This window comes from Ruegeria sp. AB5 (assembly GCF_056542645.1).
On record NZ_JBQGAE010000001.1, the window covers coordinates 323,942 to 339,170 of the forward strand.

General features: G+C 58.6%; 16 protein-coding genes. 7 read left to right on the top strand and 9 right to left on the bottom strand.

The window, feature by feature from the left end:
• Window positions 1–95 precede the first annotated feature (95 nt).
• Window positions 96–284, bottom strand: a complete 189-nt coding sequence (locus tag ACR0L4_RS01710; RefSeq protein ID WP_480510106.1) for a hypothetical protein — start codon at window positions 282–284, stop codon at window positions 96–98.
• Window positions 285–296: 12 nt separating this feature from the next.
• Complete coding sequence (locus ACR0L4_RS01715; protein WP_480510108.1) at window positions 297–2,036, bottom strand: hypothetical protein; 1,740 nt, start codon at window positions 2,034–2,036, stop codon at window positions 297–299.
• Window positions 2,037–2,231: 195 nt separating this feature from the next.
• On the opposite strand from ACR0L4_RS01715, the gene ACR0L4_RS01720 reads away from it, so the two are divergent.
• On the top strand, window positions 2,232–2,867 hold the full coding sequence (locus tag ACR0L4_RS01720; RefSeq protein WP_480510110.1) for a thiamine diphosphokinase: 636 nt from the start codon (window positions 2,232–2,234) through the stop codon (window positions 2,865–2,867).
• Here the strand turns inward: ACR0L4_RS01720 and ACR0L4_RS01725 are convergent.
• The 4 genes from ACR0L4_RS01725 to ACR0L4_RS01740 are packed head-to-tail and all read right to left on the bottom strand — an operon-like array spanning window position 2,812 to window position 6,287.
• Window positions 2,812–3,726, bottom strand: a complete 915-nt coding sequence (locus tag ACR0L4_RS01725) for a DMT family transporter (RefSeq protein WP_480510112.1) — start codon at window positions 3,724–3,726, stop codon at window positions 2,812–2,814. The two genes, ACR0L4_RS01720 and ACR0L4_RS01725, sit on opposite strands and share 56 nt — an antisense overlap.
• A gap of 45 nt (window positions 3,727–3,771) precedes the next feature.
• Window positions 3,772–4,188 carry a GFA family protein gene (locus ACR0L4_RS01730; protein WP_480510114.1) on the bottom strand — a complete coding sequence of 139 codons (417 nt, stop codon included), beginning with the start codon at window positions 4,186–4,188 and terminating at the stop codon, window positions 3,772–3,774.
• Window positions 4,189–4,210: 22 nt separating this feature from the next.
• Window positions 4,211–5,584: an L-serine ammonia-lyase gene (locus ACR0L4_RS01735; protein WP_480510116.1), complete on the bottom strand. Its 1,374-nt coding sequence runs from the start codon at window positions 5,582–5,584 to the stop codon at window positions 4,211–4,213.
• 1 nt (window position 5,585) lies between these two features.
• Complete coding sequence (locus tag ACR0L4_RS01740) at window positions 5,586–6,287, bottom strand: glutathione S-transferase family protein (RefSeq protein ID WP_480510118.1); 702 nt, start codon at window positions 6,285–6,287, stop codon at window positions 5,586–5,588.
• A gap of 169 nt (window positions 6,288–6,456) precedes the next feature.
• Between ACR0L4_RS01740 and rpiA the strand changes: the two genes are divergently transcribed.
• The 6 genes from rpiA to ACR0L4_RS01770 all read left to right on the top strand — a co-directional run bounded on the left by rpiA (window position 6,457) and on the right by ACR0L4_RS01770 (window position 12,640).
• Window positions 6,457–7,245, top strand: a complete 789-nt coding sequence (rpiA, locus tag ACR0L4_RS01745; protein WP_170748510.1) for a ribose-5-phosphate isomerase RpiA — start codon at window positions 6,457–6,459, stop codon at window positions 7,243–7,245.
• A gap of 125 nt (window positions 7,246–7,370) precedes the next feature.
• Complete coding sequence (gene gor, locus ACR0L4_RS01750; protein ID WP_480510120.1) at window positions 7,371–8,729, top strand: glutathione-disulfide reductase; 1,359 nt, start codon at window positions 7,371–7,373, stop codon at window positions 8,727–8,729.
• Between the two features lie 72 nt (window positions 8,730–8,801).
• Window positions 8,802–9,947 carry an FtsH protease activity modulator HflK gene (gene hflK / locus ACR0L4_RS01755; RefSeq protein WP_170749242.1) on the top strand — a complete coding sequence of 382 codons (1,146 nt, stop codon included), beginning with the start codon at window positions 8,802–8,804 and terminating at the stop codon, window positions 9,945–9,947.
• The gene (hflC, locus tag ACR0L4_RS01760) at window positions 9,947–10,825 is read left to right on the top strand and encodes a protease modulator HflC (RefSeq protein ID WP_170748512.1); all 879 of its coding nucleotides are present in this window, start codon (window positions 9,947–9,949) and stop codon (window positions 10,823–10,825) included. Before hflK ends, hflC begins: the two co-directional genes overlap by 1 nt.
• Window positions 10,825–11,019 (top strand): DUF2065 domain-containing protein, encoded by a 195-nt coding sequence (locus ACR0L4_RS01765; RefSeq protein ID WP_170748513.1) that lies wholly within the window; start codon window positions 10,825–10,827, stop codon window positions 11,017–11,019. The genes hflC and ACR0L4_RS01765 overlap by 1 nt, the downstream gene beginning before the upstream one ends.
• A 130-nt stretch (window positions 11,020–11,149) precedes the next feature.
• Window positions 11,150–12,640 (top strand): Do family serine endopeptidase, encoded by a 1,491-nt coding sequence (locus ACR0L4_RS01770; RefSeq protein ID WP_480510123.1) that lies wholly within the window; start codon window positions 11,150–11,152, stop codon window positions 12,638–12,640.
• 228 nt (window positions 12,641–12,868) lie between these two features.
• On the opposite strand, the gene ACR0L4_RS01775 is transcribed toward ACR0L4_RS01770, so the two are convergent.
• From ACR0L4_RS01775 to ACR0L4_RS01785, 3 genes are all read right to left on the bottom strand, one after another.
• On the bottom strand, window positions 12,869–13,537 hold the full coding sequence (locus tag ACR0L4_RS01775; RefSeq protein ID WP_170748514.1) for a Crp/Fnr family transcriptional regulator: 669 nt from the start codon (window positions 13,535–13,537) through the stop codon (window positions 12,869–12,871).
• A gap of 113 nt (window positions 13,538–13,650) precedes the next feature.
• Complete coding sequence (locus ACR0L4_RS01780; RefSeq protein WP_170748515.1) at window positions 13,651–14,256, bottom strand: inner membrane-spanning protein YciB; 606 nt, start codon at window positions 14,254–14,256, stop codon at window positions 13,651–13,653.
• A gap of 16 nt (window positions 14,257–14,272) precedes the next feature.
• A complete protein-coding gene (locus ACR0L4_RS01785; RefSeq protein WP_170748516.1) occupies window positions 14,273–15,175 on the bottom strand; it encodes a DMT family transporter in 903 nt (300 codons plus the stop codon).
• Window positions 15,176–15,229: the final 54 nt, after the last annotated feature.

A 15,229-nucleotide genomic window follows, 5' to 3' on the forward strand; every position in this document is an offset into this window, starting at 1 on the left:
TTCGGGTCTTGCTGGTTGGCAGGTCAACCGTCTCCGAGGAGGGTCAGTCCAGACCAGAGGTGCTTGGCACTTTGCAGCAGTGTGATTTGGACCTGTCAACGACGGTTCTGGGACTTGCCGCACGCGCAGATCAGAACTGCACGGATCTGATCGTCAGAGCCCGGTTCAGCCATGCGACCGTCCAGTGAGCCGACCACCATCGACGCGCCGGGGGGCTGGTCAGCGCAATTGACGGTGTTCAGAGCGAAAAGGCCGGGGATGTCCCCGGCCTTTTGGAAGGTCATTGTGGTTCAGGTTTAACCTGCCGCGCGCTCGTCATCCGGGCGGAAACCGATCAGGTTCGAGGCTGCAAAACGCCCACCACCCGCTTTTTCGATTTTACCATCGCGCAGAAGCTGGCCAAAGGACCGCAGGCTTTCTTCGCGGTTGAACTCATCCTGCTTGAGCGAGCGAACCTTGTTCATCAATTGCGGGCGCGAGAACTGTTCCTGACCTTCGATGAAGGACAGGTAGGCAGCAGCGGCCTCAAGAAGATCCGACAGGGATTGTGCACCCTGATCCTGCGCAAATTGTGCAAACCCACCTTCTTCGAACAGTTCCTCGGTTTGCTCGGCGGTGACGCGGCGGGGGGTGACCGGTCCTGTGTCCGCATCGGGGTCATCAACGCGCTGTTCGGCGACCAGTTTCAGCGGCGCGGCCGCATCGGATTCCGGACGCATGCTGGTGACCTGAATCTCTGGGCGACGCGGGCTGACGACCGAAGCCAGATCGCCCCGGTATTCGTCGTCCGGAGATGTATCTTTGACCGCGCCTTCAGCCTCTGTCGCCGCAACAGCGGTGCGCAGATGCGAGTAGGTTTCGCGCGTGTCGCTTGCAACCGGGTCGTCCATCTGCTCATCGGCTCTTGCCATCAGACGCGAGACATCCTGATCCAGATCCGATTCACCCGTTTGTGGCTGATCCAGCAATTCCATCTCGATTTCCGAGATTTCGCTGAACAGGCTGGCCTCGTCCTCGGCGGTCAAAACGCCATCGGTTGCGGCATCCTGAGCAACGGTCAGTTCTTCCGGATCTTCGCTGCCGTCGGTATCGCTGAGGATGTTGACGACCTCATCCTCTTTGTCCTCGTCCTCGTCGAACTCGGTGAATGAGACTGTCTTGCCAGGGGTCTCTTCCGCGACAGCCATCTCGGGTGCGGCCTCGACTGCACTTTCTTCTGTCAGAACCAGCGTTTCCTGGGGCGCCGGCTCCTCCTCGACCATCAGATCGGATGCGGTTGTCTCGACAACCGGTTCGGGCTGCGTATCCGAGGCCGATGTCTCAAAGGGTGTCAGAGCTTCAGGTGCAGAGTCGTCGGATGCCAGGGGGGGCTCTTCGGACCGTGCACTTGGATCAGGCTGAGCGTCTGCAACCGGCGTTTCAGGGGTCGCCGGTGTTTCGGGGGTCAAATCTTCAGGGCTCAGCGTGCCGGCTTCGAATGCAGCGGCAACCGCATCAACGGGGGCCGGTTTGCTGCTTTGCAGAGGTGTGACATCATCTTCGGAATAGGCATCGTTGTTGACGTCCGAATGAGACACCACCGCACGAATGCGCTGCAACTTGGCTGCCAGACTGTCCGGTGCCGGTTCAGGGGCGGCCTCGACAGGCTCGGCCTGTGCAAAGAAGGGTTCGTCGCGCTCTGGTTCTGTTGCCGCAGCGGGGGGCGTCTGGACAACATTCAAGTCACGAGAAGACGTTTCTTCATGGTCCCCCGACGTGGCAGGGTCGGGGGAAGGGGGTGTTTCTGTTGCGCGCAACAGCAGACCGGTTTCGCTTGGACGCGCCTCAACCCGCTGCGCGGCATCGCGTTGCGCGATCCGTGTCAGCATTTCGGCATCAGGCTGGGGGGGTTCAGAGCCAAAATAGCGATCTTCTGCCGCCAGATCTCGGAAGTATTCGGCAATCGCCTTCATTGTTTCGAAGGAATCGTCGAACCCCTCCAAAGTGCATGAGAAGGTTCCGTAGGAAACGGTTAATACCTTGTTGTTCTGTACCATCAGACGCACGTCCTTTACAAACTAACTGAGCCGATCAGCCCGGACAGGGGCACACAGTTCGACTCGGAACTATCTGCATGAACCTATCATTTTGTGGTCTCAATGTGTCCAAATCCGGGAAAAATGATCAATCAGAGGAAAAATAGGGCAATTGTGCGTTCAGACGAGCCAATCGGCTTGTTTGGAGGGGGACAAATGACGCCAGAGGACCAAAATCTGGTGCTGAGTCGCGTCACATCCGTGGTCGCGGCGGATGGCGGAGCCTCGACCCTGATCGATTCGGGGCGGATTCCCGATGCTGTTATTGGCGATTTCGATTCGCTGACCGATGAGAACAAGGACCGAATCCCCGCAGATCGTCAGTTTCCGATAGAAGAACAGGACAGTACCGATTTTGAAAAGGCCCTGCGCAGCTTGGATACCCCGCTGGTTTTGGGGGCCGGGTTTCTGGGCGGACGCCTGGATCACCAGCTGTCGGTTCTGAATACACTGGTTCGATTTCCGGATCGCCCGTGTGTGCTGATCGGCGGACGTGAAGTCGTCTTCCATGCGCCACCTCGCATCGTATTGAACCTGCCAAAGGATGAGGTTGTGTCGCTTTTCCCACTGAAACGGGTCACGGGGCGCAGCCAAGGGCTGCAGTGGCCGATTGAGGGGCTGCAATTCGAGCCCGACGGGCAGGTGGGCACATCCAATCGCGTGGTCTCGGACGTCGAGTTGCAGATGGATGGGCCGGGGATGTTGGTGATGACGCCGCGGATGTCGCTGGATCAGGTCATGCAGGCGTTTCTGTCGGAGCAGCGCGCGCCGTGGCCCGCTCTCGCAGAATGACATACAGACCGGCTGCCATCGTGATCACGATACCAACGGCAGCCGGCCCGTTCGGCAGGTCGTGAAAGATAAGCCATCCGATCAGGGTGGCAACGGGGATTTCCAGATACTGCATCGGGGCCAGAGTTGCCGAAGGCGCGTAGCGCAGCGACCACGTCATCAGCAGGTGTGCAACGGTGCCCAATACCCCGATCGCCAGCAGCAACCAGTGCGCGTTGCCGGTTGGAATGATCAGGGACAGTTCCCAGACATCAGCATACGTACCCCAGACAATGAATGGCAGCAGCAGGGCGGTGGCGAAGGCACCGGAAACCGCCTGCAGTGACACGGGATCGGTTTCCTTGGCGATTTGCCGCGTGACGAGCATGAACAGCGAAAAGACAACGGCCACAATCAGGGGAAGCAGGGCGGGCAGGCCAACCTCGGCAAAGCTGGGCTGGATCACCAGCAACGTTCCGACAAAGCCCACGATGCAGGCAATCAGACGGCGGGGGCCGACCTCTTCCCCCAGTACATATCTCCCAAGCAAGAGCATGATGAAGGGCATGACAAAAGCAATGGCGATGGCATCTGCAAGCGGCAGGAATTGCAAGGCACTGAACATCGCGGTGATCCCGACGATATGCAGGATCGTGCGGATCAGGGTCAGGCGCAGAATCCGTCCGCGCATGCGCCAGGGTCTGCCCGTTGCAGCCACAAGAGGGATCAGGATTACCGCCTGTATCGCAAAGCGAACAAGGACCAGCAGGCCCAGGGGTGTCGTCTCACCCAGTAGCTTGGCAAGCGAGTCGCCCAGCGGTGCCAGAACACAAAAGCCAAGCATCAACACGATGCCGAAAACGGGACGATCCTGAGTCATGGGCGCGACGCTAACGGTTTCATGGCCCGGTGAAAAGCGCTGCCGTCAGGTGTCTGGCAAAGGCTGAACCTTGGTGTAGTCCGGACCGGTACACGCGGGCAGATCGTCGTCCAGATGTAGCCAACTCAGTTTCTCTTCATGCGACACGTGCAGGGTGGGTGCCAATGCGTTGGGGTGGTCCAAAGTCGCCACATAAAGATGCAGCACGTCGGACATCTTGCTGGAGCGAAATGAGATCGGCGTCCCGCACTCCGGACAAAAGCTGCGCTCAACCTCGGGAGAGGAGTTGAAGCGCTTGGGCTCTGCGCCGGTCCAGCGCCATTGGTCATCGCGTACGGCGAAATAGGTTGTCATGGGTGCGGCGCATTGGCGGCGGCAGCTGTCGCAATGGCACGAGACACAGGCCAGAACCGGAGGGGTCACTTCATAGGCGATCCTGCCGCACAAACAATGTCCACGCATAGCGCGCCCTCCGTCTTCTGCCTTAGCAGTTTGGGACGTTCACCGCCAAACCACCCAGCGAGGTCTCTTTGTATTTCTCATGCATATCAAGCCCGGTTTGGCGCATGGTTTCGATGGCTGAATCCAGCGGCACGAAATGTTCTCCATCTCCCCGTAGTGCCAGCGAGGCTGCCGAAACCGCTTTGATCGCGGCCAATCCGTTGCGTTCAATACAAGGCACCTGAACCAGCCCGGCCACCGGATCACAGGTCATGCCCAGATGATGCTCCAGCGCGATTTCAGCGGCGTTTTCCACCTGCTCTGGTGTTCCGCCCATAACCGCACACAGACCTGCCGCGGCCATGGCTGCGGCGCTGCCGACCTCGGCCTGACACCCGGCCTCAGCGCCCGAGATCGAGGCGTTGTACTTGATCAGGCCGCCGATGGCAGACGCGGTCAGCAGGAAATCCTCGACATGGCTTTGCGAGGCCTCTGGGACGTGATCCAGATAATAGCGCAGCACGGCGGGCAGAGTACCCGCTGCCCCATTGGTCGGTGCGGTCACAACCTGTCCACCGGCAGCGTTCTCTTCGTTCACGGCCATGGCATAAACGCTCATCCAGTCGTTGATCGTATGAGGCGCGGTCAGGTTTTTGCCGCGCTCGGCGATCAACGCATCATAGATACCCTTGGCACGGCGTTTGACTTTCAGACCGCCGGGCAGGATGCCATCCGTTTTCAGGCCACGATCGATGCAGTTGTCCATGACTTCCCACAAACGCGCAGTTCCCTTGGCGAAACTGTCCGGGCAGCCGCGCGCGATTTCGTTCTCGCGCTTCATGTCCGCAATGGACTTACCGCTGGTCTTTGCCATCTCAAGCATTTCGGCAGCGGACTGGAATGGAAACGGCACCGGTTCGCCATCATTCGTGTCCTTGCCTTCGGCCAGTTCTTCTTCGGTCAGAACAAAGCCGCCACCGACGGAATAAAAGACCTGCCGCAGGATCACGTCGCCCTGTGCGTCCGTGGCCATCAGGATCATGCCGTTGGCATGGCCGGGCAGGGTGTGGTCGTAGTCGAATGCCAGATCCGTTTTGGGGTCGAATTTCAGGGTTGGCAGGCCCTCGGGCGACACGGCATGCGTTTTTGCGATCTCTGCCAGCGCAAGCTCGGCCTTGTCATTGTCATAGGTGTCCGGCAGAAACCCGGCGAGGCCCAGGATGGTTGCGCGATCGGTGGCATGACCAACACCGGTAAAGGCCAGCGATCCGTGCAGCGATCCGCGCAAGCCGGTGAATTCGAACGGCGAGGCACGCATCATGTCCAGAAAGCGCGCGGCGGCGACCATCGGACCCATGGTGTGTGACGACGACGGGCCAATGCCCACTTTGAACATATCGAAGACAGAGAGGAACATGTCAGGTAGCTGAGCCTTCTGGAGGGGTGGCGTGAATGGGTGAAGTGAACGGGCTGGGCCCAAGCCCTTCGGCGGCAATGGCCGCTCGGGTTGCGGGGCGGGTATCGAGCCGCGTCAGGATGCGTTGCAAATAGGGCGTGTCAGGCAACTGGTACCAGCTGCGGTCCGTGTGTGCCGGATAGAGCGCCATCCAGCGCATCATACACGCAAGGTAATAGGTCAGGACGGACGGTTGATCGGCGCTCAGCCAATCCGGTGACTGCGCCGCAACAGCCTCCAGATGTCGAAGATGGGTCCACAGTCTTGGGCGTATCCCGCTGCGCAGGGTCTCGACCTGTGCCGGATCGATGTACTTTTCGGCATAAAACAGAATGCGCAGATCGGCGTGCAGGGTGTTTGACGCGAAGAAAAGCCATTTCAAAAACGCCGCCCGCTCTGGGCTGCTGGGGGCTGGTGCAAGCTGCCGATGCGTGTCGGCCAGCCACAACAGAATGGCGGCGGTTTCAAAGACAGGTCCCTCAGGGGTTTCCAGAACCGGGATCAGACCATTGGGGTTCAGCGCCCGATAGGCCGCGCTGTCCTGCGCGTTCTGGCGGCGGTCGACCAGTACGGTTTCATAGGGTTGCCCGAGTTCTTCCAAAACCAGTCGGATGACCAGCGAGGCGTTGTCAGGGGCATAGTGCAGGCGGTAGCGTGTGGTCATGCAGTCTATCTATACTGCGATCGGATTTCAAAAAGACATGTTTGCGACGTTTCCTATCGGAAACGCGCAATCCGGCGACATCTTTCACCCCGGTCTGATGTGAATTGGGTCTCGAATCCGTCTGGGGCTTTCCGTATAAGTCTGGCAGACCAATCGGGGAACGCCGCCAATGACCGGAGACTTGTCGCCTATCGATACCGCCAAATTCGTCGCGGCCCGACGCGCGGCGGACTTGGTCGAAGATGGCATGCGGGTCGGTCTGGGCACCGGATCAACCGCCGCATGGCTTGTCCGTCGGTTGGGCGAGCGGGTGGCACAGGAAGGGTTGCGCTTTCAGGGCGTGCCCACATCAACGCGGACGGCGCAACTGGCCCGCGAGGTCGGGATCGAGGTCGTCTCGTTGGATCAGGCCGGGTGGCTGGATCTGACCATCGATGGTGCCGATGAGTTCGATGGCGAATTCAACCTGATCAAGGGCGGAGGCGGTGCGCATCTGCAGGAAAAGATCGTGGCGACCGCCAGTGATCAGATGGTGGTGATTGCGGACGCAGGCAAAGAGGTGGAAACGCTGGGTGCGTTCCCACTGCCGGTCGAGGTGATCCCCTTTGGCTGGCAGACCACCCGCACATTGATCGAAGAGGTGCTGGACACAATGGATGTGCTGGGCACCACCTCGGCATTACGCATGAATGGCCAGGCGCCCTTTGTGACCGATGAAGGCAACCATATTCTGGATTTGCATCTTCAACGTATCGGCAACGCGCGCCAGATGGCGCTGATCCTGAATCAGGTGCCTGGTGTCGTCGAGAATGGTCTGTTCATCGACATTTGTGACAAGGTCCTGATTGGACATGGCGACGGACGGGTCGAACTGCGCGACATCAACGCCGGGACCCTTGAATTGGACCAGCTTGTTGGCGGGACGAAAGAAAACCTGTTCTCGGATTTGACGGACTGATTGGATGTCGACTTGTCAAACATGTGTTCAGTGGAAGGCGAGATTTCCGCAACCTGGGGGTTGGCAGCGCTGTTTTCGCGCCCAGATATCCATTGATTTTTTCAAGCTGAATGAAGGAACCCAGCATGAGCTTTGACTATGACCTCTTCGTAATTGGCGGAGGTTCGGGCGGGGTCCGCGCAGCGCGCGTGGCGGCGGGTGAAAACGGTGCCAAGGTAGCGCTGGCCGAAGAGGACCGCTATGGCGGCACATGTGTCATTCGGGGCTGTGTGCCGAAGAAGCTCATGGTTTTTGCCAGCGAGTATTCGGGGATGGTTGGCGACGCGCAGGCCTATGGCTGGGACATTCAGTCGGGCGCCTTCAATTGGAAAACGTTCCATGGCAAGCTGGTAACGGAACTGGACCGGTTGGAAGGCATTTACCGTAACATATTGAAAAACAACGGGGTCGAAAGCTTTGATCAGCGTGCCCATGTTGTCGATCCCCATACGGTCGAACTGGCCGATGGCTCGCGCAAGACGGCCAAGCACATCCTGATTGCCACGGGCGGTCGCTCGGTTGTGCCAGACTTCCCAGGCTCGGAACTGGCGATCACCTCGAACGAGATTTTTCACCTCGACAAGCTACCCGAACGCATTCTGATCGTCGGTGGCGGGTACATTGCCAGCGAGTTTGCCGGGATCATGAACGGGATGGGTGTAATGACCACCCAGTTCTATCGCGGTGCACAAATCCTGCGCGGCTTCGACGAAGAAGCCCGTGGTCTGATTTGCGAAGAGATGCGCCAGAACGGTATCGACGTCCGTCTCGGCACCAACGTTTTGGAAATGACCAAGGATGGCGACCAGATCCGCGTCAAAGCCACGGATGGAACTGAAGATCGGTTCGATGTGGTCATGTACGCCACGGGCCGGGTGCCGAATGCGGACAATCTGGGGTTGGAAGCGGTTGGCGTAGACCGTGGCCGCAAGGGTGAGATCATCGTGGATGAGTACAGCCAGACTGGCGTGCCGTCGATCTATGCCATAGGCGACGTGACCGACCGGGTGAACCTGACACCGGTCGCGATCCGCGAGGGCATGGCCTTTGTCGAAACCGTGTTCAAAGGCAACCCGACCCCGGTGGACCACGATCTGATTCCAACTGCGATCTTCACCCAGCCGGAATTTGGCACGGTTGGCCTCAGCGAAGAAGAGGCGGCGGCGCAAGAGCCGATTGAGGTCTATGCAACCTCGTTCAAACCGATGCAGAAATCTTTTGCAGGGGGTACTCAGCGCGTGTTGATGAAGCTGATCGTCAGCCAGGCAACCCGAAAGGTGCTGGGATGTCATATCGTTGCACCCGGTGCAGGTGAGATGATCCAATTGGCGGGAATTGCCGTAAAAATGGGGGCGACCAAGGAAGATTTCGATCGCACGGTTGCGGTTCACCCGGTGATGGCCGAAGAACTGGTGACAATGCGGCAACCTGTTCGCACGGCTTGATTTGCAAGCGCGGGCAACCAAGTTACAAGGAACACCGTGATCACACGGTCAAACACAAGGGAAAACACACATATGGCGGGCAACAGCGGTGGCCCCTGGGGGGGCGGAGGCTCTTCTGGAGGTGGAGGAAATCGGGGCAACAACGGGGACGGGCGCAAGCCCCCCGAAGGCGAAAGCCCGCAGATCCCCGAGATCGATGAGCTGATGAAAAAAGGCCAGGAACAGCTGCGCGTCCTGATGGGCGGTCGCGGTGGTTCAGGCCGTGGTGGCAACGGGCAGGGCGGCGGCGGTGGCCCGATCTTTACCAAGGGCACCTTGGCTATTGGTGCTTTGGTGGCTGTCGGTCTTTGGGCTGCGGCCAGCTTTTATACCGTGAAGCCCGAAGAACAGTCAGTTGAACTGTTCCTTGGTGAATTCTCGGCTGTCGGAAATCCCGGTCTGAACTTTGCACCCTGGCCGTTCGTAACTGCCGAGGTCATTCCTGTGACCCGCGAACAGAACGAAGACATGGGCGGTGCCCGTGGCAGCGACGATGGTCTGATGCTGACCGGCGACGAGAACGTGGTCGACATTGACTATCAGGTCGTCTGGAACATCAACGACCCGGCGAGGTTCCTGTTCAATCTGCGTGATCCACGCCAGACAATCCGCGCTGTGTCAGAATCGGCGATGCGTGAGATTATCGCGCAAAGCGAACTGGCACCGATCCTGAACAGGGATCGTGGTGTGATCGCCGACCGTCTGCAGGAGCTTATTCAGGCAACGATGGACAGCTATGATTCAGGCGTAAACATCGTCCGGGTGAACTTTGACAAGGCCGACCCGCCGCAGGACGTGATTGCCGCGTTCCGCGACGTTCAGGCTGCCGCGCAGGAACGTGACCGGTTGCAGAACGTGGCAGACGCCTACGCGAACCGTGTTCTTGCTGAGGCCCGTGGTGAGGCCGCGCAGGTTCTGGAAGAGGCCGAAGCCTATCGCGCCCAACAGATCAACAGCGCACAAGGTGAAGCCAGCCGCTTTAGCGCGGTTCTGGAAGAATACTCCAAAGCGCCGGATGTGACCCGCAAGCGTCTCTATCTGGAACGGATGGAACAGGTACTTGGTGACGTGGACAAGATCATTCTGGATGAAAACTCGACAGGATCGGGTCAGGGCGTTGTGCCCTATCTGCCGTTGAACGAGCTGCGTCGTTCCACCCCAGCCGCGGAGAGCAACTGATGCGTAAATCACCCATTATTCTGATTCTCGTTGTCGCTCTGGGCATTGTTGGTCTGTCGTCGATCTTCATCGTGGACGAACGCGAACGTGCTCTGGTCCTGCAATTTGGTCGTGTCGTAGCGGTTAAGGAAGAGCCTGGTCTGGCCTTCAAAATTCCTCTGATTCAAGAGGTTGTCCGCTACGATGACCGTATCCTGTCGATTGATGTTCAACCGCTGGAGGTGACGCCCCTGGATGACCGTCGTTTGGTCGTTGATGCGTTTTCGCGCTACCGGATTTCGGATCTTGAACAGTTCCGACAGGCCGTTGGCGTTGGCGGTATCCCAGTGGCCGAAGATCGTCTGGATCGCATTTTGCGCGCCGAAACCCGCGAGGTGCTGGGTTCGGTCTCATCCCGCGATATCCTGAGTTCCGACCGTGCTGCACTGATGCTGCGCATCCGAAACAGCGCCATTGCCGAAGCGCAGGCGCTGGGTGTGACTGTCATTGACGTGCGCCTGAAAGCGACTGACCTGCCACAAGCCAACCTCGAAGCGACATTCGACCGGATGAAGGCCGAGCGGGAGCGTGAAGCCACCGACGAACGCGCCCGTGGTAACGAGGCCGCGCAGCGTGTGCGCGCGCAGGCCGACCGGACCGTGGTTGAACTTGTGTCCGACGCCAATCGTGAAGCCGAGATCATTCGCGGTGAGGCAGATGCCGAACGCAACTCGATCTTTGCCCAAGCCTACGGTGCCGACCCTGAGTTCTTTGAGTTCTACCGCTCACTGTCCGCCTATGAGCGCGCGCTGGGTGGTGGCAACAGTTCGATGGTGCTGAGCCCTGATTCGGAATTCTTCAATTATCTGAAATCGCCCACCGGACAGGCGACCCAGTAATGGGTATGATCCTTCTGGCCTTCGGGCTGGTACTGATTGTCGAGGGGCTGGCCTATGCGCTGGCCCCTTCTCTTATTGAGCGGATGCTGGAAGCATTGAAGTCATTGCCTGAACAGGCCCGAAGGCTGGCGGGACTTTTATGTGTTGTCAGCGGTTTGGTCCTGCTGTGGGGCGCGTACCAGGTGGGGTTTTGACCTCCTGACCTCACTTGCTGGTGATTTCCCCGCGATCCCGAGTTGCTCGTTTGGTCAAACTGACTACATTGGACGTTAACAGGGGCCCAGGAAAGCTGGCCCGGAAAAGATTTCGACAAGGAGACCCCAAGTGCAGGCGAAAGCGCGCAGTGTATCCGTCCGGTGGGACGAAGTGAGTGTTGTGGTGCGGTTGATGTGGCTGGCTTTTGCCGGCACGCTGCTTGTTTTGGCGCAGACGATTGCTGCACAGGCGCGGGGCGAAAGCCTTGCCCCCCTGGCGGAACAGATCAGCCCGGCCGTGGTGAATATCACCACCAGCACCTTGATCGAAGGGCAAACCGGCCCGCAGGGAATCGTACCCGAAGGCTCTCCGTTCGAGGATTTCTTTCGCGAGTTTCAGGATCGCAATGGCGATGATGACAACCGCCCACGGCGCAGCAACGCCTTGGGGTCGGGGTTTGTGATTTCCGAGGACGGTTTCATTGTGACCAACAACCACGTCATCGCGGAAGCGGATGAGATTCTGGTGGAGTTTTTCCCCGGTGACGGTCAGCCAATCAAGGAACTGCCAGCAAAAGTCATCGGGACCGATGAGAAAACGGATATCGCGCTGCTCAAGGTCGAGGCCTCGGGCCCGTTGAAATACGTCCAGTTCGGCGACAGCGATACGGCGCGTGTGGGCGATTGGGTCATTGCGATGGGCAACCCGCTGGGGCAGGGCTTTTCTGTTTCAGCAGGCATTGTTTCAGCCCGGAACCGGGCGCTGAGCGGTTCTTACGATGACTACATCCAGACGGATGCGGCGATCAACCGAGGCAACTCGGGTGGCCCACTGTTCAACATGGACGGTCAGGTGATCGGTGTGAATACCGCCATTCTATCGCCCAATGGCGGCTCGATTGGCATTGGCTTTTCAATGGCGTCCAACGTTGTGATCAAGGTCGTCGATCAGTTGCGCGAATTTGGTGAAACCCGTCGCGGTTGGCTGGGCGTGCGCATTCAGGACGTAACCGAAGACATGGCCGAGGCGATGGGATTGGACAAACCCGGCGGCGCGCTGATCAGCGATGTACCGGATGGCCCGGCGAAAGAGGCAGGCCTGAAAGCGGGCGATGTGATCCTCAGCTTTGATGGGGTCGAGGTCGAAGATACACGTGGTCTTGTGCGTCAGGTCGGTGAGACAACTGTGGGCAAGTCGGTGCGTGTTGTGGTCAGCCGTGATGGCAGCACACAGACCATCTTGGTCACACTGGGACGTCGCGAGGACGCCGAAAGCTCTGAGGTTGGGGAAGAAGAAACACCGGAAGATACGGGTGACGAAAACGCGGATATTCTGGGTCTGACCATCTCGCCGGTGACTGATACGCTGCGGTCGGACCTTGGGTTGGATGCGGATGCGGAAGGTCTGGTTGTGACTGCGGTCGACGAGGCTTCAGAAGCTTTCTCCAAGGGTTTGCGCGCCGGTGATCTGATCACCGAGGCGGGGCAGCAAAAGGTTGAAACAATCGATGACCTTGAAGCCCGCATGGAGGAAGCGCGCGAGGCCGGGCGCAAGTCGCTTCTGTTACTGGTGCGCCGGGGTGGTGATCCACGCTTTGTTGCGCTGACCCTCGACAACTGATTGATCTTCAACGGGACGAGAAAAGGCCGGGAAAGTATCCCGGCCTTTTTCATGCCGGGCCGAAGGGTGTCATACGCACGAAAAAGCCATATGCCCGCAGGGCATATGGCTCAGGTACAGGGAGAGATCAGTGGACAAATATCGGGGATGATTATCTGACCTCTTACGGTAACGAATCCGACCATAAAGCAGGTTTTGTTTCCTGTATGTGAACAAAGTCACAGAAGATCAGATGAGATCGGATTCAGCCAATTCCCGCAGAGCTTCAAAATCTTTAATCAACAACCCCCCGCGCGAGGCCTGCACAACGTCATCGCGTTTCCAGGTCGAAATGGTTTTGGACACGGCTTCGCGGGTGGCCCCGACAAACTCGGCCAGTTCGCTTTGAGACAGGGTAATGCGCTGGGTCGGGTCGTCCTGCAATGCAGACAGGTGCAGCAGCTTGCGCGCCAAACGGATCGGCATTGGCAAAAAGACCTGCTCGTTCAATTGTGAACCCATCCACCGCATCCTTAAACCTGCCAGACGGACCATATCGACCGCGAGGTCCGGGTGCTGCCGGATCTGCTCCATCACGTCCTTGCGGCGCACACGCAGAACGCGAGAGGGTTCTGCCGCTGCAATAGTCGCGGTACGCGGGCCGTTGTCGAACAGGGCGATCTCGCCAAAGACTTCGCCCGGGCGCATCAGGGTCAGGGTCAGTTTTCGGCCGCTCATGGCCAGGAAGGAGACTTCGAGCGTTCCTTCGACAATGGCATAAAGCGCATCACCCTCATCGTCCTGATCAAAGAGGGTTTCGTTTTTGTCCAAAGAGATTTCCGACGCCAACGCCGAGAGCATTTCGCGCAGTTCTTCGGAGGCATCGGACAGAAAGCCGCTATTGGGGAAGGGCGTCATTCGGGTACAGATCTCCGAAACTTTAAGGTGAGTGGTTACTCAATTATTCACAGCTGGATCGACAAGCCAAGGCTTTTCCCCACTTTGTCCCAGTTTGAGAGTGCCAGGGCGATCTACTGGCGATCAGGATCTTCAATGTAACCCTGCAGGCGGTGGAACTGAAACATCAGGAATGCCATCAGTGCGATCGGAAAACCGAAGGTCTCGATCTTGACCCAGAGGTCGGTGGACATGGTACGCCAGACAACCTCGTTTGCGACCGCCAGAGCGGCGAAACAGGCGCACAGACGACGGGTAAGGATCATCCACCCTTCGTGCTGCATGGGCAGCATCTCTTCCAGCACGTAGGCGAGGTAAGATCGTCTTTGCAGAAGTCCGATGCCCAGAATCACTGCGAAGACACCGTAGACCAGCGTGGTTTTCATTTTGAAGAACCGCTCATCATTGAACCACGCGGTCAGACCGCCGAAGAAAATCACCATGAAGGCGGTGAAAATCTGCAACTTGCTGAGTTTGCCCGTCAGAAACCACAGGATGCCCATGGCCGCCAGCATCAGCGGGACGAAGATGATGGTGGCGACGATAAAGCCTGAGTATTCGGTGCCTCCAATCTGGAAGCTGTCGTCGCGCAGGCGCAGATAGATCAGGAAGAAGGCCAAGGGAGGGCCTAGTTCGAGCACCTGTTTCAGAAATGGGTTGATGTCTTTTTTGCCTGTCATCATGTCTTCCTGCTGCCTACCCGCCCATTTCAACTATTACGGCGCCCAATGCAATCAATGCCATCAGGGCAATGCGCCTTGGACCCACGGTTTCTTTCAGAACCAGCCAGCCGATCAAGGCTGCGAACACAGTTGAAGTTTCGCGCAACACAGCCGCTTCGCCGACCTTGTCGAGCCTGGTGGCGAGCATGATGGCACCGAACGACAGCGGCGCGATGATACCGCCTGCCAGCCCACGCAGCATCAGGGGGCCAACAGCCGGGCGGTTGATCATGGCACGCCATCTCAGGAAGGCGTAGACCGGCATTGCTGCCCCATCAATCATGAAAAACCAGGCCAAAAAGGTGAACGGGTCCGCGGTCGCGCGGATACCGTAGGCGTCATAGGTTGTATAGAGCGCAACAAAAAGACCCGTTGCTACGGCCAGGGCGAGCGCGACACCGAGCGTTTCCCGGTTCGTTTCGAGGAAGCGCAGGTTATATATGGCCAACCCGAATATCCCGGCCAGCAACACGGCCACGCCGAGCCATTGTGTGCCGGTGAAGGTTTCCTGGAACAACAGATAGGCACCGATCACGGTAAACAGCGGGCCGGTGCCGCGGACAACAGGATAGACAACCGTGTAGGCGCCTTTTGTATAGGCCATCGCTTGCAGCGTTTTGTAGGCGATATGGATCAGCCAAACGACAGCAAAGATGCCCCACATATAGGGTTCGGGCCAAGGCACCACGAAGAACGCAAAGGGGGCAGCCATCAGGCAGTAGCACGCATCGATGGCCCCGCGTGACAGCCAGGGATCATGGCGACCTTTCTGAAGCGCACCGAAGACCGCGTGCAGGAAGGCGGCCATCAGAGCCAGCCCGAGGGCGAGGTTGTGGCCCGCTTCGGTGCCTTCGAGTGAGATCAGCCAGTCGCTCAAGAATTCGATCTTTGTGCTTGGTGGAGAGGCTGGGGGCTGTCTGCCCCCAGACCC